This is a genomic window from Bifidobacterium eulemuris (genome assembly GCF_014898155.1).
In the GTDB taxonomy this organism is placed as follows: domain Bacteria; phylum Actinomycetota; class Actinomycetes; order Actinomycetales; family Bifidobacteriaceae; genus Bifidobacterium; species Bifidobacterium eulemuris.
In genome coordinates this window covers 574,433-592,536 of record NZ_CP062938.1, presented here as the reverse complement: position 1 = coordinate 592,536, position 18,104 = coordinate 574,433, and the positions used below count along the sequence as shown (strand labels likewise).

Here is an 18,104-nt window from a genome sequence, read left to right as displayed (position 1 = left end):
GGTCGTCTGGCCATGGAACGTCAGTCGGCCACCGGCGGTTCGAAAGCGTATCCCACGCCATGCACGGTGCGGATCGTGTCGGCGCCGAGCTTATGGCGCAGCGCCTTGACATGCGAGTCGACCGTGCGGGTGCCGGAGGCGTCGACCCAGTCCCAGACCTCCTCCAACAGCTTCTCGCGGGTGAGCACCGACTTCGGCTTGCGGGCGAGCGTGGCCAGCAGATCGAATTCGGTGGGCGTCAGATGCACCTGCTCGCCGTCCACAGTCACGATGCGCTGCGCGGGATCGATCACCAACGAACCAAAATCGAGCAGCTTCTCGTTTTCGGAGTTCTTGGCGATCACCTTCGCACGCTCGACACGTCGCAACAGCGCCTTGCATCGGGCGATCAGCTCGCGCATGGAGAACGGCTTGGTCATATAGTCGTCCGCTCCCGCGCCCAGACCGATGACCTTGTCCGCCTCGTCGTCACGCGCGGTGAGGATGAGCACGGGAACGGGCCGGTCCGCGACGATGCGCTTGGTGGCCTCCAACCCATCCATCACCGGCAGCATGATATCCATGATGACCAGGTCAGGGCGGAGCTGGGAGGCCGCCTGCACGGCGCTGGCGCCATCACCGGCGACGCGGGCCGTCCAGCCCTCGGCGGTGATGCGCTGCGCGATGGCCGTGGCGAGCGTGGGCTCGTCCTCGACCACCAGCACCGTGCGTGGGGTCGCGTTCTGATGCGCTGTTGTGTTGAGCATATTCATGTCGCCTTTCAGTCTACTGGCTTCAAGAATACCGTTCCCAACGCCGGAATGGTGAGACGTGCCGATGCGGGTCGCGCGTGGTACTCGCCTGCGGTGGCCTCGAATGTGCCGTTATGGATGTCGGATCCGCCGTATTTCAGGTCATCCGTGGTGAACGCCTCCGTCCAACGTCCGCCGTGGGGCAGGGGAACCTGATAGTTCTGCCATGCCTCGCCGGAGAAGTTGGTGACCACGACGACCTCCTCGCCCTGACTGCCCAGGCGCAGGAAGCTCAGCGTGTTGTGGTCGGCGTCGTCGCTGGTGAGCCACTGGAATCCGTCCGAGGTGAAATCCTGGCTCCACAGCGCCGGCGTGTCCTTATAGAAGGCGTTGAGGTCGGCGACCATCTCCTGGATGCCCTGATGCTCGCGCCAGTTGAGGCAATCCCAGTCGATGGACGTGTTGTGGTTCCACTCGCCGTATTGGGCGAACTCGTTGCCCATGAAGGTGAGCTTCTTGCCCGGATGCGCCCACTGGTAGGAGAACAGCGCGCGCACGCCGGCGTAGCGCTGCCAGTCGTTGCCCGGCATCTTGCCGAACAGCGCGCCCTTGCCGTACACGACCTCGTCGTGGCTGATCGGCAGCACATAGTGCTCGGAGTAGGCGTACACCATCGAGAAGGTGATCTCGTTGTGGTGCCACTTGCGGTTGATCGGCTCCTCGTGCAGATAGGCGAGGGTGTCGTGCATCCAGCCCATATTCCACTTGAGGCCGAATCCGATGCCTCCCGCGTTCGTCGGCGCGGTGATGCCCGGGTAGGCGGTGGACTCCTCGGCGATCATCATCACGCCGGGGTTGTTCTTGTAGGCCGTGGCGTTCGCCTCCTTGAGGAAGTCGATCGCCTCGAGGTTCTCACGTCCGCCGTAGATGTTCGGATGCCACTGGCCGTCCTCGCGGCTGTAGTCGAGGTAAAGCATCGAGCTCACCGCGTCCACGCGCAGCGCGTCCACATGGTATTCGCCCAGCCAGAAGCAGGCGTTGGCCACCAGGAAGTTGCGCACCTCACGGCGGCCGAAGTTGAAGATGTAGGTGCCCCAGTCGGGATGCTCGCCGCGGGTCGGGTCCGGATCCTCATACAGCGGCGTGCCGTCGAAGCGGCCCAGCGCGAAGGCGTCCTTCGGGAAATGCGCGGGCACCCAGTCCATGATCACGCCGATACCCGCCTCGTGCAGCTTGTCGACGAGGTACTTGAAGTCGTCGGGCGATCCCAGACGCGAGTCGACCGCGTAGTAGCCGGTCACCTGGTATCCCCACGAACCGGAGAACGGATGCTCCGCCAGCGGCATGAACTCCACGTGGGTGAAGCCCATTTTCTCGATGTACGGCACCAGCTTGTCGGCCAGCTCACGGTAGTTGGACACATCGGTGCGCCAGCTGTTGGCGTGCATCTCGTAGATCGAGACGGGGCCGTTGTGCGGGTCGGTGGTGCGGCGGCGCTCCATCCACGCGTCGTCTCCCCATTCGTGCGTCGACTCGGCCACGACGGAGCCGGTCGCCGGCGGGATCTCGTGGCTGCGCTCCATCGGGTCGGCCTTCTGGATCCACTCGTAGTTGGCGTTGAGGATCTCGTACTTGTAGACCTCGCCCGCGCCGACGCCGGGGATGAAGATCTCCCACACGCCGGAGGATCCGAGCGCGCGCATGGCGTGGCGGCGGCCGTCCCACGAGTTGAAGTTGCCGATCACGCGCACGGCGTGGGCGTTCGGCGCCCACACGCTGAACGACGTGCCGACGACGGGCTCGCCGGGCGTGCCGTCCGCGCCGCCCATCGGATCGTCATAGCGGATGACGCGCGCGCCCAACGCCTCCCAGAGCCGCTCGTGGCGGCCCTCGCCGAAGAGGTAGGTGTCCATCTCGCCAAGCGTGGGCAGGTAGCGGTACGGATCGTCCTGGGTGAGGACGGTGCCGTCCTCGTAGGAGACGCGCACGCGATAGTCGGGCACGCCGAATCCGTATTCGTTGGCGACGGAGGGCACGACGGCCATGAACACGCCGTTGTATTCATGGTTGGCCTCGTATTCTCCGTCCTGGGTCACGATGGTGACGGTTTTCGCCAGGGGGCGCAGCACGCGCACCGTGGTCTGGTTCGCATGCCTGCCCTCGGCGAGGTGGCCGCCGAGAATCGCGTGGGGGTTGTAGTACTCGGCGTTGCTGACCGCATCCAGATTGCTCTGGTTGACTGGCACTGCAACGGTATCTTCATTGATCTTCGTGTTTTTTGCCATGCCCCAAAGTCTACGTGGGCGTGGGCGGAACACGCGACATTGGCGCGTCGCAACCCCTCGTGTTTTCGGATTTTTTTCGGGTATAAAGGAGAGGTCCACACCGTCTGGCATGATTGTTCGAGTTTTGTGTGTTCTGCAAACCGGAGGATTCATGGGTTACAAGGTCGGCGATATGGTCGTCTATCCGCGTCATGGCGCGGCAAGGATCGAGGACATCACCGAGCGGACGGTTAAGGGCGTGACCCGCGAGTATCTGCAGCTGTCGGTCCTTTCGTCCGACGGTCTGGTCATCAACGTTCCCGTCGACAACGCCAAGAAGGTGGGTGTGCGCGACATCGTCTCCGCCTCTGAGGTGGCCAAGGTGTTCGAGATCCTGCGCACCCCGATCATCGAGAAGGAGATGAACTGGTCTCGTCGCTACAAGCTGAATGTTGAGAAGATCGCCACCGGCGACGTCAACAAAATCGCCGAAGTGGTGCGCGACCTCGCCCAGCGCGATGTCGACGAGCATGGTCTGTCCGCCGGAGAGAAGCGTATGCTGACCAAGGCCCGCGCGATCCTCACCTCTGAGATCGCGCTTTCGGAGGAGCTCGAGGAGCCGCAGGCGCAGCGTCTGCTTGATGTGAATCTCGGCTACACGCCCGCCGAGCCCGGTGACGACAAGCACCACACCAAGGAGCCCGAGGAGGCCGCCGCCGACACGCTGGCCCGCGTCGAGGCCGAAAAGAAATCCAAGAAGAAGTGACGTTCCAACCGCACGCAGGCCATGCCTCGTGCGGTTTTCCATATCATCCCGCCACTCTGGACGGCGAACCCACCCTCTTTCGTCATTCTGAATGATGGTGAGGTCATCTTCTCCGTCATCCTTATGAGGCGGACCCACCCTCCTCCGTCATCCTGAGCGAGGCGGAGCCGAGTCGAAGGATCTCACATGCGCATAGGCCAAGGATTCGACGCCCACCGATTCGCCGAGCCGGGCACTGGGCGCGAGCTATGGCTGGCCGGCCTGCTCTGGGAGGGCGAAGGCATCGAAGGGGAGTCCGACGGCGACGTCGCCGCCCATGCGTTGATCGATGCGCTGCTTTCCGCGGCCGGCCTGGGGGATATCGGCTCCTTGTTCGGCGTGGGATCGGCCTCGCGAGGCGTCGGCATGCATGGCGTTCCCATGTTGCGAGAAACCGTCGCCCATCTGCGTGAGTCGGGATTTGTCCCCGTCAGTGTCTCCGTGGTGGTCGTCGGCAACCGTCCGAAAGTGGGGGCGCGGCGGGCCGAGGCCGAAGCCGCGCTTTCCGAGGCCATCGGATGCGCGGTGTCCCTCACCGCCACCACCACCGACCATATGGGCTTCACCGGCTCGGGCGAAGGCATCGCCGCCATCGCCAACGCTTTGGTGACGTCGCCGGACGAAGACAATCTGCGTTAGCGGTAGTGGATTTGAGGCTTCGCGAACATCGATCTGCGTTACCGGTAGTGCCCTATCGGCCTTACCGCGTCTAACAAGCCTGGTATTCCGCGGCTCATATATGCCGTTGCCTCGTGACGGCACTACCGCTAACGCAGATCGACTTTCGCAAGACCGTAAAACCACTACCGGTAACGCAGTTACCTGACGGCGAATGATTGTGCGGCTTTGATGACCGCCCAAATCAGCGTGGAGAGCGTCACGATGATGAAGCTCGGGGGAGCGGGGAACATCGCGGAAAGCACCAGGCCTCCCCAGATGGAGGCCAGACAGATCACGCTGGCGCCGATCATGGCGCCCAGCGGCGAGGACGCGACCATATTCGCGCTGGCCGCCGGCGTGATCACCAGCGCGAAGATCAGCAGCGTGCCCACGGCCGGCACGGCGATGGTGATCACGCCGGCCATAATCGCCATGAACGCCACATTCATCAGGCCGATCGGCACGCCTTTGGCCTGCGCCACCTGCTCGTCCAGCGAACTGAACAGCAGCGGTCGGTAGATCACCGCCAGTACCAGTACCAGCACCACGTCGAAGATGGCGAATCCGATGATCTGCTCGGTGGTGATGGTCAGAATCGATCCGAACAGAATCGACTGCATCTGCGAGGACGCCGAGCTCGACAGTCTCGCGAAGAACAGGCCCAAGCCGGTGGCGAAGGCGAGCACGGTGCCGGTGGCGATCTCACGTTCGGAGACGCGTCGGCCAAGCGCGCCGATCACCAGCGCGCCACCCAAGGCGAATGCGCCGAGCCCCAGCGACACCGGCAGTCCAAGCAACACCGCGCCGGTGGCACCGGGAAGACCGATATGTGCCAGCGCGTGCGCCGCGAAGGTGGAACGGCGGGCGATGGTGAAATACCCCATCACGCCGGCCGCCACGGCGATGGCTAAGCCGGCCAGGAACGCGTTGGTCATGAACGGGGCACTCAGCGTGTCCATCCAGTCGGGGTCGAATGAGAAATCGATGGCGCTCATGCCTGCTTCCCTCCTGCCTGGGAATCCGTGAGGTTTTCGGTCGTCGAAGAGCCGGGCGATCCGTCCGCGTCGGCGTGCGTGTGGTCGTGCAGCCCGACCAGTTCGTGCGCCTCATGCATGTCGGCGGAGAGAGTCGCGCCGCCCTCCGGCGACGGGGTGACGAACATATCGCCCTGCGGGGTGGTGACCACCTGCACCTGCGTGCCGTAGAGATGCGTGAGCAGATCGGAGTCGAGCACCTCGTTCATCGCGGCGTAGTGGGGGTGTCCGTCGAGCAGATAGACAGCGCCGGTGAGGATCGGCAGCAGCATATTGAGGTCATGCGCCACCACTTGGATCGTCATGCCGAGTTCGCGGTTGAGTTTGGCGAGCACCTGCACGGTGGCCTGCTGCGAAGCGAGATCGAGATTGGCGAGCGGCTCGTCGAGCATCAGCAGCTCCGGGTCGCATACCAGGGCCTGCGCGATGGCGACGCGCTGGCGCAATCCTCCCGAGAGCTGGGAGAGCCGCAGCCGCGCCTTGTCGGACAGACCGACGAAATCCAAGGCCTCCATGGCTTTGGCGCGTTGGGCTTTGGTCACCGGATGGATGCCGAAGCGGGTGCCGGTGAGTCCCAGCAGCACGGATTGGATCGCGGTGAGGTTCGAATCGACGTCGGAGGTGTAGCTTTGCGGCACGTAGCCGATGCGATGGTTCATCTCGCCGGCCGGTTTTCCCAGCACGGTGAGGGAGCCGGCCGCGAGCGGCAGCAAGCCGAGCTCGGCACGCATCATCGTGGTTTTGCCCGCGCCGTTCGTGCCGACGATGGCCGTGACGGAGCCGGAGGGAATGGAGAAGGTGCCGTGTTGCCAGATCGTGGTGCCGCCGCGTCGTATGGCGGCGTCATGGAACACGATGCAGTCGCTGGAGGTGTGGGTCATGGAGCGATTATCGCAAATGATGTTGACAATCGTTCTCAATAGTGGTGTCGTTCGTCCGACACAGCTATGGGCGAGGTGTGAGACGACGGAAAGATGGGCGATTTCCCTTCGAAACTACTCGCGTCTAGAGGAATCACTTGCCCGGGTCGGTCTGTCCCTCGGTTGACGAGGCATCGCCGGAATCACCGTCGTCACCGGCGTCTGCATCGTCACCGGACGAGCCAGCCGTGCCGCAAACGGATGACGAATCGCCGGAGCCGTCGGACTCGGCGCCGTCGGAAACGCCATCCTGCGTGCCGGCGTCAGTGGTGCCATCGGCGTCGGCGACGCATTCCAGCAGTCCTTCATACTCGGGATCCACCGCCGAGGCGATCTGCTTGACCAGCGAAAAGATCCAATCGGTCAGCGTTTCGGCGTCCTCGGGCATCTGCTCGCTGATGTCGACCACCGGCACTTCGGAACGGCCCGCCGTGCCGGTGAGCATATTCGTCGCATCCGAGGCCGACTGCGTGTTGTTGATCAGCAGATCGATGCCGCGGCTTTCGATCAGCTCCTGAAAATCCTGCAGATCGGCCGCGGCCACCTCGCCCTCGGCCGCCGCGGCCTGCGCGTAGCCCTCGGGCGTCAGATCCTCGAATCCCAGATCCGACATGAGATAGTAGGCCACCGCTTCGGTGGCGGCATATGTGGGTTTCGCTGATCCGCTCGTATAGCTGGACATCCAATCCGACATCCAGTCGTCGAGCTCCTGTTCCTGAGCCTTGAACTCTTTGAGCCGGGCCGCGAACTCATCCTTCTGCTCGGGGCGCTGTTTGGAGAACTCATTGGCCAGTTCCTCGGCCATGGCGATGCGCGCGTCCCTCGAGAACCACAGATGGGGATTGTCTCCCTCCATGGCCCCCACCATCTGCGCCGCCGAAACCAACGTCGTGCTCTTGCCGAGGTTCTTCGCGGCCCACGAGTCGTAGCCGGCGCCGTTGGCCACCACCACATCCGCCGTGGACAGCGACGTCATATCAGCGGTCTGCGGCTCGAAATCATGCGCGTCCACCGCGGTTGACGAGAGGATCGAGGTGACCTGCACGTCGTCGCCGCCGATCTGCGCGGCCAGTGCGCCCCACTGGTTGACGGACGCCACCACCTGAATCGGAGCGTTGGGCGTGGGCACCTCGGAGGCGTTGCGGTCGCCCGACGACGGGTCGGCGGCCGTCGTGCCGCACGCCGCGCCGCCCGCCAGCATAGCGGTGGCCGCGACCACGGCCATCACGCGGGTGAATCCGTTCCTGAACGCTTTCGTCATCATGATGCCTTCTTATCCATGGGAAACATCGTTGACTCCACTTAACGATAGCCTATCGAGCGGAAGGAAGCGTCCGCATCGAAAGGAATGAGCATGTCCATCACACTTGACGGCAAGGCGGTGTCCGCGACCATCAAAGCCGATCTGGCCGCGCGCGTCGAACGGCTGAAAGCCCGCGGCGTCGAACCTGGGCTGGGCACGCTGCTGGTGGGCGAGGATCCCGGCTCGGTCAAATACGTGGCCGGCAAGCACGCCGACTGCGCCGAAGTGGGCATCCGTTCGATCAAACGCGAACTGCCCGCCGACGCGAGTTTCGACGACATCGCCGCCGCCGTGCGCGAACTCAACGAGGATCCCGCCTGCACCGGCTTCATCGTGCAGCTGCCGTTGCCCAAAGGCATCGACGAGAACGCGATCATCGACCTCATCGACCCGGCCAAGGACGCCGACGGCATGCATCCCTACAATCTCGGCGAACTCGTGCTGCATGTGCGGGGCGGCGTCGCCACACCGCTGCCCTGCACGCCGCGCGGAGTCATCGAACTGCTCGCCGCCTACGACATCGACCTCAACGGCAAAGAGGTGTGCGTGCTCGGCCGCGGCATCACCATCGGCCGCACCATCGGACTGATGCTCACCCGCAACGCCGTCAACGCCACCGTCACCCTGTGCCACACCGGCACCCGAGACGTGCGCGGGCACATGCGCCGCGCCGACGTGATCGTCGCCGCCATGGGCAACGCGGGCTTCGTCAAACCCGAAGACATCAAGGACGGTGCGATCCTGATGGATGTGGGCGTCTCGCGCGTCTTCGACGAGGAAGCCGGACGTTACCGCATCAAGGGCGACATCGACAAAGCCTGCTATGCCAAGGCGGCGGCCTATTCGCCCAATCCTGGCGGCGTCGGGCCTATGACGCGTGCGATGCTGCTGGCGAACGTCGTAGAAATGGCGGAACGTCAGTAAGACGGTGGGTCCGTGGACTACGGCTGGTATACGTCGCTCGACACACTCAAGGCCGTTCGGCCAAGCCTACGGTCGAGCAACGCATACCAGCCTCCGTCCACTCCTTTGCGTCTCTACCTGCATTCCGCTGGAGGGAGGGCCAAGTCTTTACGGTCGAGAAAAGGATATCCGCCCCTCCCACTTCTTTCGCGTCTCTACCTGCGTTCCGTTGGAGGGAAGGTGCGTGCGACACGCCCGAAATTTTTGAGGGTTTTTGGGCAGTGATGGCTGTATCGTTGATATTTGCGTGTCCGCTAGGGCGCGCTCATGATAACTGAACATCGATTAGTATCCATCCAACTATTAGAAACCATATATTTACATGGCAGAGAACAACACTGAAGTCACCAAGGTCGCGATCAACGATATCGGCACCGAAGAGGACTTCATCAAGGCAGTCGATTCCACCATCAAGAACTTCGATGATGGTGATCTGGTTGAGGGCACGGTCGTCAAGATCGATCACGACGAGGTCCTCCTGGACATCGGCTACAAGACCGAGGGTGTGATCCCCTCCCGTGAGCTTTCCATCAAGAAGGACGTCGATCCTGACGAGGTCGTCGAGGTCGGCGACACCATCGAGGCCCTTGTCGTCACCAAGGAAGACAAGGAAGGCCGTCTGATCCTGTCGAAGAAGCGCGCCCAGTACGAGCGCGCCTGGGGCGACATCGAGAAGATCAAGGAAGCCGACGGCATCGTCGAAGGCACCGTCATCGAAGCCGTCAAGGGCGGCCTCATCGTGGACATCGGTCTGCGTGGCTTCCTGCCGGCGTCCCTGGTCGAGATGCGTCGCGTCCGCGACCTCTCCCCGTACATCGGCCAGAAGATCAAGGCCAAGATCCTCGAACTCGACAAGAACCGCAACAACGTGGTCCTGTCCCGTCGCCAGTACCTCGAGGAGACCCAGTCCGAAGTGCGCGAGACCTTCCTCTCGCAGCTCAAGAAGGGCCAGATCCGCGAAGGCGTCGTGTCCTCCATCGTCAACTTCGGTGCGTTCGTGGACCTCGGCGGCGTCGACGGTCTCATCCACGTCTCCGAGCTGTCCTGGAAGCACATCGACCACCCGTCCGAGGTCGTCAAGGTCGGCGACAAGGTCACCGTCGAGGTGCTGGACGTCGATCTCGATCGCGAGCGCATCTCCCTGTCCCTCAAGGCGACCCAGGAGGATCCGTGGCAGCGCTTCGCCCGCACCCACGTTCCCGGCCAGATCGTCAAGGGCAAGGTCACCAAGATCGTGCAGTTCGGCGTGTTCATCTCCGTCGAGGACGGCATCGAGGGCCTGGTGCACATCTCCGAGCTCGCCAACCGTCACGTCGAGAACCCGGAGACCGTGGTCAAGCCGGGCGAGGCCGTGTTCGTCAAGGTGATCGACGTCGATCTCGATCGTCGCCGCATCTCCCTGTCCCTCAAGCAGGCCAACGACTCCGTCGACCCGTCCTCCGAGGACTTCGATCCGGCTCTGTACGGCATGCCGGCCGAGTACGACGAGCAGGGCAACTACAAGTACCCCGAAGGCTTCGACCCGGAGACCAACGAGTGGATCGCCGGTTACGAGAAGCAGCGCGAGGAGTGGGAAGCCCAGTACGCCGCCGCCCACGATCTGTGGGAGGAGCACAAGGAGTTTGTGGCCAAGGAGCTGGAGAACGCTGCCGAATCCGCAGCCGCCGACGGCCAGGGCCCGAAGGAAGAGAAGGTCGAGGAAGTGTCCAACTACTCCTCCGAGACCTCTTCCACCGGCACGCTTGCCGACTCCGACCAGCTGGCCGCCCTGCGCGATCAGCTCCTCGGCGAGAACAAGTGAGCCCAAGGCGCGTTCAACGCGTCTGATGGCATGAATCGCTGAAGAAACCCGGCCCGTAAGGGTCGGGTTTCTTGTATGTTGGGAAGCTATGACGGTACGGGTCGGATTGACGGGCGGCATAGCCGCCGGCAAAAGCACGGTGGCCGCAAGACTGCGCCAGTTGGGGGCATTCATCATCGATGATGACGCGTTGGCTCGCAAGGTGGTGGAGCCGGGCAGTGTGGGACTGGCCCGCATCGCGCGCGAATTCGGACCTGAATCCATCGCCCCGGACGGCACGTTGGATCGCGCGTGGATGGCCGACCATGTGTTCGGCGCGCACGCCGAACCGGGCGCGAGGGAGCGGTTGGATGCGATCGAGCATCCGCTGATCTACGCCGAATCACAGCGATTGGAACGCGAGGCCATCGGCGCGCATGAATCCAAAGGCGGCGTGGGCCGGCTGGTGATCGTGCACGACGTGCCGTTGCTGGCCGAGGTGATCGGCGCCATGCCGTTCGATTTCGACCATATCGTCACGGTGGAGGCGCCCGAGGACTTACGGATCGCACGCATGATGGGGGAGCGCGGCATGACTCGCGAACAGGCGGAGGCTCGCATCCGCCACCAGTCGAGCCGGGCTGAGCGCGAGGCCATCGCCGACGTGGTGATTGACTCCACCCAGTCGCTGGAACGGATGCTCGAACAGGTTGACGGTCTGTACGCGCGATGGTACGTACAGACTACAGCTTGATGATGCGATCGGCGATATGCGCGTCCTCCTGATTATGGGTCGTGTATATCACAATCGCGCCGTCATCGGCGAACGCGCGCAGATGATGCATGACCATGGCACGGTTGTCCACGTCAAGCGATGAGGTCGGCTCGTCGGCGAGAATAATGCGTGGGGATCGGATGAGCAGCCGTGCGATGGCTATCCGTTGCTGTTCGCCTCCGCTGAGCGTGTAGACGAGCCGGTCGCCATACCCCTCCATATGCACGTTGCGCAGGGCTTTGCGGATACGCTGGGATCGACCGCCTGCCGCAATGCCTATACTGCGTAGCGCCAGCGTCAGATTCCTTTTGACGGTCCATTGTTCCACCAAGGCGTAGTTCTGAAACATGAACCCCATGGTGTGGCGGTGCATGAGACGCGCCGTTCTTGGAGAGGCGCCGGTGAGGGATTGGCCTCCATAGGTGATCGTTCCGGAGCTTGGAGGCTCCAGCAATCCCAGAATATTGAGCAATGTGGTTTTGCCGCAGCCGCTTTCGCCGGTGAGGGCGGTCAGTTCTCCCGGCTGGAACCGGAGGTTCAGATTCGACCATAGCGTTCGTCCGCCCATGCTTTTGCCAAGGTTATGGGTGTCCAACGATGGGACGACATTGTGATCGGTTGCCGTGGCGTCAAGAGTTGTTGGTGAGGTCATTGGATGCTCCTTTGTGAGTCGGAATGGGACGGATTCTGTGTTGGTTTACGGATGCTTGATGCTGTCCGCGCGAAGCCGTGAATCGTAGGCGACGGTCGTGGCCAACAAGGCGAGGGCGAACATCACGGTGATGGATAACGAAAGCATGATGCTGGTGCCGACAAACGGCGATATCAGACATGCCGGCGCACACAGCGCCACAGCCAACGTCATCGCCGGTCCGAATCGCAGACATATTGACGCCCCGTGTATGTATTCCACGAACATGGATTGCCGTCGAAGCGTGCATAAGGTCAAAGCCACCATGATTCCGCTTCCGATCGCGCAGATGAAGGATATGACGGCGGTTGTGGCGAAAAACGCGATTTCCTGAAGGTTTCTGGCCAGGCGAGTTTGAATTTCGTCGCTTCGGTTCACCACCGAAGCCACCAAAGGCCGTGCTCCACTGTCGTCAAGATCGGTGATGATCTGCTGGCGTGTGACATTGTCGAATATCATCGCGCCGGTGGAGACCATGGCCGAGGTCGCATCTCCGCTCAGCAGCGAGGCGCTCATAATAATGACCGGCGCGTGCGGATAATCGGCATCCGCGTTGAAGGGTGTCGGAACTCCGTCTCGCGAGCGAACATCGACCACAACGTCTCGTGCGTCCAGCGGTGGCAGAGCCGTGCCCTCGCGCATCGCTTGGCTCTGCTGTAATGCGTACGTGGTGAGCACATTGTCGGTCAGCGTGCCGGTGTCCCATTGGCCGTCGCTGGGCAAGAGAACGGTGATTGAACCGCCTGATGATGCCGACGTCATGAGATGTTGTTGGACGGCCGTCTGGGGATCCATGATGATGCACGCGGACTCTCCTGAGGCATCCACCCATGTGCATGTCTCATCCAATGAGGAGAACCGTATGCGTTCCGCGTCGGTGGATTGTTTGATGAAACCATTCCAGTTGGGCATGTAGGTCGTTCGTGTCTGATCGCTGACGTACCACAATTGCAATTGGAGGCCGCGCGATGAGGATTGCGACTGCTTCAAGGATTTGGCTGAAGCCTGAGCCTGCTCCAATTTGGAGAGGGACGTCCCAGCACTGGCGTTGACGAGACAGAGCAGCGTGACGGCTCCGATGCAGCTGACGGCCATAAGGAACCTCATGGGGCGACGACCTTTCAGCAAGGCAAGGGCGTGAGGAACCATGATACGTACCATGGCGATGGCCAGTGAGGTCAGTATCAGGCAAACACCGGCGGATATCGCCATAATGGACAACAGCATCCGACCGGCAAAACCGAAGGGAGAGGCGGAAGGCCAGAATATCAAGCCGAGAACGGCCCAAGCGAACCAGCCGGTGAGCGAGCATCCGAAGAAAAACGCCGCATGTCTGAGCGACTGGCGTATGACGATATTCGGCTGATTCATACCATGAAGCGATTGGATCGCGCACATCCGTGAGGAGACGGAAGCCGATAACGCCGCCGAAACGAAGACGACAATGAAACCCACGAAGACGATGGACGCGAGTGAATTGGAGAAGAAACGGCTGACCAGCACAGGAAAATCGACGCCATCGCATATGGCGAGCTCGAAGCCTGCGGCGCGCACGTCATTGACCATGGCCTCGGCATCGTTCTTGCCGCCGTATACCAGCCAACGGCCAAGAGGGTCGGTCATGTCGTCTCCCTGCCTCACACGTGTGCGGATGGAGAAGCCGTAATCGGGGTATGGCTGGTCGGCGGCGAAATCCGCACCATCATCCGTTGAACCGAATACGGAGATCACGCGCTCGTTGCCGCCATGCCCGCTGGGCTCGAATGTGTAACGGGCGATCATGGTGCGATGGGAGGCGGCGATATTCAGCAACTGCGACAACGTTCCGTTGTGAGTGTTCGAGATGATGATGTCCTGCTGAGGCCCTGACGGATAGGTCTCCTCGCAATTCTGCGCGTAGAGCCCGCCGGTGACGACAATAAGTGCCAGAGCCAATATGCTCGCGATTTTGTAGGTCCAATGCATCGGATGATGCCTCCTCTGCTTATCGGCGCGTCGTGCGTCGTGATACCGATGGCGAACACCACGATAGGGTTTGGTTTTTTGATCGGGAACTTGGTGTGACGGAAAACGTCATGGTAGTGTGACAGCCGTCGACAGGTCGTGGGAATGGGGGAGTCGCATGGCGGGGAATCAGACCATGGGTTCGGTCGGGATCGCGGTGGTGGATAATGATCGCTGTTCTGCGGATATGATGACGTTGCTCATAGGCAGGCAGGTGCCTGGATCCAAGGTGTTGTGGAACACGGATAACCCGAGTCTGGCGTTGGAAAGGTGTCTGTTCGATTCGAACAAGCCGGATGTTCTTGTCTGCGATCTTATGATGGACGGGTTGAATGGATTGCAACTGTCGGAACGTCTTCGGCGTCGCGACTCGTCGATGGGAATCATCATCGTCACCTCATATGATGCGAAGATGTATCGCGACGACGTCGTGCGTTGTGGGGCTCAGGCAATGGTGTCCAAAAGGGATTTCGCCTCAACGATCGGCTCTGCGGTCAAAGCGGTGGCCGATGGAGGGGTATATCCCGCGGATTGGGGATTTCATACCGCTACCGATGCCTGCCGGTTGATGCGTGTCGATGTGAATGCCGGCGGTCAGGCGTCGTTCTCCGATCGGGAACTGGCCGTTTTACGTCTCTACGGGCATCATGCGTCCACCGTCCAGATAGCCCGGCGTCTGGGAGTTAATGTCGAGACGGTATACAGCCATGTGAAACGCGCCATGCGCAAGGTCGGCGTGACGAGACGAAGCGAACTTCTTGAATACTGCGACCGGTACCATCTCCTGTGATCGCAGGTGTTCGTGTGGAAGGACCATCAATGGAGGCTGAATCCGGCATAGTGTGGAAGGCCGCGGCGATCGCATGCTCCTTGCTGGTGTTTGTTGACGCGGCTTTGGAATCGTTCGCCGATTCGGTTGGAGGTATGCGGACGCTGCCTATAGCGCTTGTTTTCGCCGTCATGCTGCTGGTTTGCGCGGCGAAGCCGATTGGTGGAAGCATAGCTTTAGGGATTGTCTGGTGCGTCGTCTTTCCGATGCCGGTGAATCTCTCCATGGGGCTTAGCCTGCTCATCGTATTGCCGTTGGTCACGCTCTCCTATCACCGTGCATGGTGGGGGATGACGCTGGCGGCGGCGGTGACGGTGTCTCGTATCGCACAGTTGACATGGCAAAGCGGAGTGACGGGACGTTCCTTGTCGTCGGATCTTGCGCGTTCGTTGCCTTGGATCATCATGCCGAGCGTCGCATGCGTGGGGATCGGCGTCGCGCTGAAATGGCTGCATCGCGAACGGCAGTGGGCTGCGGACGATCGCCGTCGTTTGGAATCATTGGAACTAGCGGCCCGTCTGCATGATTCGACGACCAATGACCTGTCCTATCTGATCATGTGCATTGACAAACTTCTGGCCGAGCGACATACGGATATGGGGATTTCTGACTTATCGCTGATGCGTGAGGTCGCGCAACGGGCCTTAGACCAGACGCATGAGGTCATTGCGGTGCTTGCGGACGATGACGTCTCTCGTTTGGATTCGGATCGGCTTAAGACGGAGCCCACCAAGGAACGGACCTCATGCGATGCCTTCGCATGGATGAACGACGAACTCGACCGGCGTCGAAAAGAATTGTCCGCACTGGGGTTTCACGGTGAAACCATCATGGTGGATTCACCTGTTGACCTGAATCGTGTGGATGAGGCGACGATGCGATTGCTGCATACGCTGTTGCGGGAGATCTTCGCGAATATCTCGAAACATGCGGATCCCGAACGGGGGTATGTGGTCGCGGTGTCCGCGAACGGCGATTACGCGCATGTGTCCGTCGCCGATGCTCCGGCGGCGGATCGATGCCCGTCCTCGGAGCCAACGGCTTTGGGCATGGGATTCGGTTTGCCCCACTTGCGTCAGCTCATCGAGGAACAAGGCGGAACGGTGCGTATCCGCGATGAGGAAGGGTATTGGAGCCTCTCGGCGAAAATCCCGTTATCTCATACCGTGCCGTAGGATGGGACAGGAGGTCACGACTATGGGATTCAATATCGAGCGCACGAACAAGCCGGTCGTCGTCAAATCGCCGTACCGTCCGTCCGGCGATCAGCCGGCCGCCATCGAGGAGCTCGCCGAGCGTCTGGAGAACGGCGAGAACGACGTGGTGCTGATGGGCGCCACCGGCACCGGCAAAACCGCCACCACCGCATGGCTGATCGAAAAACTCCAGCGCCCGACCCTGATCATCGAGCCGAACAAGACGTTGGCCGCGCAGCTGTGCGCCGAATTCCGCGAGCTCATGCCCGACAACGCCGTGAGCTACTTCGTGAGCTACTACGACTATTACCAGCCCGAAGCGTATATTCCGCAGACCGACACCTATATCGAAAAAGACTCCAATATCAACGACGACGTGGAGCGTCTGCGCCACGCCGCCACCGCGAATCTGCTCACCCGGCGCGACTGCGTGGTCGTGGCCACCGTCTCCTGCATCTACGGCCTCGGCACGCCCGAGGAATACGCCGGACGCATGCTGTTCTTGCGCGAGGGCCAGCAGATCGACCGCGACCAGCTGCTGCGGCAATTCGTCGCCATGCAGTACAAGCGCAACGACATCGCCTTCACCCGCGGCACCTTCCGCGTACGCGGCGATACCGTCGAGATCATCCCCGTCTACGAGGAGCTCGCCGTGCGCATCGAATTCTTCGGCGACGAGATCGACCGCATCTCCACCCTGCATCCGCTCACCGGCGACGAGATCGCGCATGTGGACGAGGTGCATATCTTCCCCGCCTCGCATTACGTGGCCGGTCCCGCCCGCATGGAGCGCGCGCTCGGCACCATCCGCGAGGAGCTCGACGAGCGTGTGGCCGAGCTGAAGAAACAGGGCAAGGAGTTGGAGGCGCAGCGTCTGAGCATGCGCACCACCTACGATCTGGAGATGCTCACCCAAGTGGGCGTGTGCTCCGGCGTGGAGAACTATTCGCGGCATTTCGACGGACGTGAGCCGGGCACGCCGCCACACACGCTGCTCGACTTCTTCCCCGACGATTTTCTGCTTGTCATCGACGAATCGCATGTGACGGTGCCGCAGATCGGCGCGATGTACGAAGGCGACGCCTCACGAAAGAGGACCCTGGTCGAGCATGGATTCCGCCTGCCCTCCGCGATGGACAACCGGCCTTTGAAATGGCCCGAATTCCTCGAGCGCGTCGGCCAGACCGTGTACCTGTCGGCCACGCCGGGCGACTATGAGATGGGATTGAGCGACGGCGTGGTCGAACAGATCATCCGCCCCACCGGTCTGGTCGATCCCAAAATCGACGTGCGTCCGGTGGAGGGGCAGATCGACGACCTGCTGGCCGAGATCAAGGAGCGCGTGGCGCGGAACGAACGCGCGCTGGTGACGACGCTGACCAAGAAGATGGCCGAGGATCTGACCGACTATCTGCTCGAACGTGGCATCAAGGTCGAATACCTGCATTCCGACGTGGACACCCTGCGGCGCGTGGAGCTGCTGCGCGAGCTGCGCGAGGGCGTGATCGACGTGATCGTCGGCATCAACCTGCTGCGCGAGGGCCTCGACCTGCCCGAAGTGTCGCTGGTGGCGATCCTCGACGCGGACAAGGAGGGATTCCTGCGCTCCTACCGTTCCCTCATCCAGACGATCGGCCGCGCGGCCCGCAACGTGGACGGCACGGTGATCATGTACGCCGACGATGTGACCGACGCCATGCGCAAAGCCATCGACGAGACGAACCGCCGCCGCGACAAGCAGATCGCCTACAACACGGAGCACGGCATCGACCCCAAGCCGCTGATCAAGAAGATCAGCGACGTCAACGACATGCTCGCCAAAGAGGATGTGGACACCCAGACCCTGCTGGAGGGCGGCTACCGCAACGCGGGCAAGACCGGCAACACGCATCTGGGCGTGCCCACGCTCGACAAGGACGAGGCCGGCAAACGCCACGAGGAGATTCTCAAGGCGGGGCTCCCCGCGCAGGATCTCGCCAACCTCATCCGCCAGCTCAGCGAGCAGATGCACACGGCGGCCGAACAATTGCAGTTCGAGCTCGCCGCGCGCCTACGCGACGAGATCCGCGATCTGAAGAAGGAGCTGCGCCAGCTCACCGAAGCCCAGAAGTAGCCGCGATTTGCCGCGCGCCGACTTTCTGCGCGGATT

The 18,104-nt window shown here is 61.9% G+C and carries 15 protein-coding genes; 8 read left to right on the top strand and 7 right to left on the bottom strand.

The window, feature by feature from the left end; translation table 11 throughout:
- Positions 1–20 precede the first annotated feature (20 nt).
- Complete coding sequence (locus tag BE0216_RS02680; protein WP_094636429.1) at positions 21–746, bottom strand: response regulator transcription factor; 726 nt, start codon at positions 744–746, stop codon at positions 21–23.
- A 14-nt stretch (positions 747–760) separates the two neighbouring features.
- Entirely contained in the window at positions 761–3,016 is a 2,256-nt protein-coding gene (gene glgB / locus BE0216_RS02675; RefSeq protein ID WP_094636078.1) for a 1,4-alpha-glucan branching protein GlgB, read from the bottom strand.
- 151 nt (positions 3,017–3,167) lie between these two features.
- On the opposite strand from glgB, the gene BE0216_RS02670 reads away from it, so the two are divergent.
- Complete coding sequence (locus BE0216_RS02670) at positions 3,168–3,761, top strand: CarD family transcriptional regulator (RefSeq protein WP_094636430.1); 594 nt, start codon at positions 3,168–3,170, stop codon at positions 3,759–3,761.
- Positions 3,762–3,947: 186 nt separating this feature from the next.
- Entirely contained in the window at positions 3,948–4,439 is a 492-nt protein-coding gene (ispF, locus tag BE0216_RS02665; RefSeq protein WP_094636079.1) for a 2-C-methyl-D-erythritol 2,4-cyclodiphosphate synthase, read from the top strand.
- A gap of 179 nt (positions 4,440–4,618) precedes the next feature.
- Here the strand turns inward: ispF and BE0216_RS02660 are convergent, their stop codons facing one another.
- From BE0216_RS02660 to BE0216_RS02650, 3 genes are all read right to left on the bottom strand, one after another.
- Positions 4,619–5,455 (bottom strand): metal ABC transporter permease, encoded by an 837-nt coding sequence (locus tag BE0216_RS02660; RefSeq protein ID WP_094636080.1) that lies wholly within the window; start codon positions 5,453–5,455, stop codon positions 4,619–4,621.
- Complete coding sequence (locus BE0216_RS02655; protein WP_094636081.1) at positions 5,452–6,375, bottom strand: ABC transporter ATP-binding protein; 924 nt, start codon at positions 6,373–6,375, stop codon at positions 5,452–5,454. The genes BE0216_RS02660 and BE0216_RS02655 overlap by 4 nt, the downstream gene beginning before the upstream one ends.
- 133 nt (positions 6,376–6,508) lie before the next feature.
- Entirely contained in the window at positions 6,509–7,675 is a 1,167-nt protein-coding gene (locus BE0216_RS02650; RefSeq protein WP_404801819.1) for a metal ABC transporter solute-binding protein, Zn/Mn family, read from the bottom strand.
- 93 nt (positions 7,676–7,768) lie between these two features.
- Between BE0216_RS02650 and BE0216_RS02645 the strand changes: the two genes are divergently transcribed.
- From BE0216_RS02645 to coaE, 3 genes are all read left to right on the top strand, one after another.
- Positions 7,769–8,641: a bifunctional methylenetetrahydrofolate dehydrogenase/methenyltetrahydrofolate cyclohydrolase gene (locus tag BE0216_RS02645; protein WP_094636082.1), complete on the top strand. Its 873-nt coding sequence runs from the start codon at positions 7,769–7,771 to the stop codon at positions 8,639–8,641.
- A 361-nt stretch (positions 8,642–9,002) separates the two neighbouring features.
- A complete protein-coding gene (rpsA, locus tag BE0216_RS02640; protein WP_094636083.1) occupies positions 9,003–10,481 on the top strand; it encodes a 30S ribosomal protein S1 in 1,479 nt (492 codons plus the stop codon).
- Between the two features lie 88 nt (positions 10,482–10,569).
- Positions 10,570–11,214 carry a dephospho-CoA kinase gene (coaE, locus tag BE0216_RS02635; RefSeq protein ID WP_094636084.1) on the top strand — a complete coding sequence of 215 codons (645 nt, stop codon included), beginning with the start codon at positions 10,570–10,572 and terminating at the stop codon, positions 11,212–11,214.
- Here coaE and BE0216_RS02630 read toward each other — a convergent pair.
- Entirely contained in the window at positions 11,204–11,887 is a 684-nt protein-coding gene (locus BE0216_RS02630) for an ATP-binding cassette domain-containing protein (RefSeq protein WP_094636085.1), read from the bottom strand. The two genes, coaE and BE0216_RS02630, sit on opposite strands and share 11 nt — an antisense overlap.
- A 45-nt stretch (positions 11,888–11,932) precedes the next feature.
- On the bottom strand, positions 11,933–13,492 hold the full coding sequence (locus BE0216_RS02625; protein WP_226805679.1) for a hypothetical protein: 1,560 nt from the start codon (positions 13,490–13,492) through the stop codon (positions 11,933–11,935).
- A 556-nt stretch (positions 13,493–14,048) separates the two neighbouring features.
- Here BE0216_RS02625 and BE0216_RS02620 point away from each other — a divergent pair.
- Genes BE0216_RS02620 through uvrB form a run of 3 tightly spaced genes read left to right on the top strand, consistent with a single transcriptional unit; the run spans position 14,049 to position 18,068 of the window.
- Entirely contained in the window at positions 14,049–14,720 is a 672-nt protein-coding gene (locus tag BE0216_RS02620; RefSeq protein ID WP_226805678.1) for a response regulator transcription factor, read from the top strand.
- Between the two features lie 29 nt (positions 14,721–14,749).
- Positions 14,750–15,934 (top strand): sensor histidine kinase, encoded by a 1,185-nt coding sequence (locus BE0216_RS02615; protein ID WP_094636087.1) that lies wholly within the window; start codon positions 14,750–14,752, stop codon positions 15,932–15,934.
- A gap of 22 nt (positions 15,935–15,956) precedes the next feature.
- Positions 15,957–18,068 (top strand): excinuclease ABC subunit UvrB, encoded by a 2,112-nt coding sequence (gene uvrB, locus BE0216_RS02610; RefSeq protein WP_094636088.1) that lies wholly within the window; start codon positions 15,957–15,959, stop codon positions 18,066–18,068.
- The last annotated feature ends 36 nt before the right edge of the window (positions 18,069–18,104 follow it).

Bases quoted from the DNA above. Each gene is read 5' to 3' on its own strand.
- BE0216_RS02680 (WP_094636429.1), bottom strand. From the start codon at position 746: ATGCTCAACACAACAGCGCATCAGAACGCGACCCCACGCACGGTGCTG.
- glgB (WP_094636078.1), bottom strand. From the start codon at position 3,016: ATGGCAAAAAACACGAAGATCAATGAAGATACCGTTGCAGTGCCAGTC.
- BE0216_RS02670 (WP_094636430.1), top strand. From the start codon at position 3,168: ATGGGTTACAAGGTCGGCGATATGGTCGTCTATCCGCGTCATGGCGCG.
- ispF (WP_094636079.1), top strand. From the start codon at position 3,948: ATGCGCATAGGCCAAGGATTCGACGCCCACCGATTCGCCGAGCCGGGC.
- BE0216_RS02660 (WP_094636080.1), bottom strand. From the start codon at position 5,455: ATGAGCGCCATCGATTTCTCATTCGACCCCGACTGGATGGACACGCTG.
- BE0216_RS02655 (WP_094636081.1), bottom strand. From the start codon at position 6,375: ATGACCCACACCTCCAGCGACTGCATCGTGTTCCATGACGCCGCCATA.
- BE0216_RS02650 (WP_404801819.1), bottom strand. From the start codon at position 7,675: ATGACGAAAGCGTTCAGGAACGGATTCACCCGCGTGATGGCCGTGGTC.
- BE0216_RS02645 (WP_094636082.1), top strand. From the start codon at position 7,769: ATGTCCATCACACTTGACGGCAAGGCGGTGTCCGCGACCATCAAAGCC.
- rpsA (WP_094636083.1), top strand. From the start codon at position 9,003: ATGGCAGAGAACAACACTGAAGTCACCAAGGTCGCGATCAACGATATC.
- coaE (WP_094636084.1), top strand. From the start codon at position 10,570: ATGACGGTACGGGTCGGATTGACGGGCGGCATAGCCGCCGGCAAAAGC.
- BE0216_RS02630 (WP_094636085.1), bottom strand. From the start codon at position 11,887: ATGACCTCACCAACAACTCTTGACGCCACGGCAACCGATCACAATGTC.
- BE0216_RS02625 (WP_226805679.1), bottom strand. From the start codon at position 13,492: ATGGTCAATGACGTGCGCGCCGCAGGCTTCGAGCTCGCCATATGCGAT.
- BE0216_RS02620 (WP_226805678.1), top strand. From the start codon at position 14,049: ATGGCGGGGAATCAGACCATGGGTTCGGTCGGGATCGCGGTGGTGGAT.
- BE0216_RS02615 (WP_094636087.1), top strand. From the start codon at position 14,750: ATGGAGGCTGAATCCGGCATAGTGTGGAAGGCCGCGGCGATCGCATGC.
- uvrB (WP_094636088.1), top strand. From the start codon at position 15,957: ATGGGATTCAATATCGAGCGCACGAACAAGCCGGTCGTCGTCAAATCG.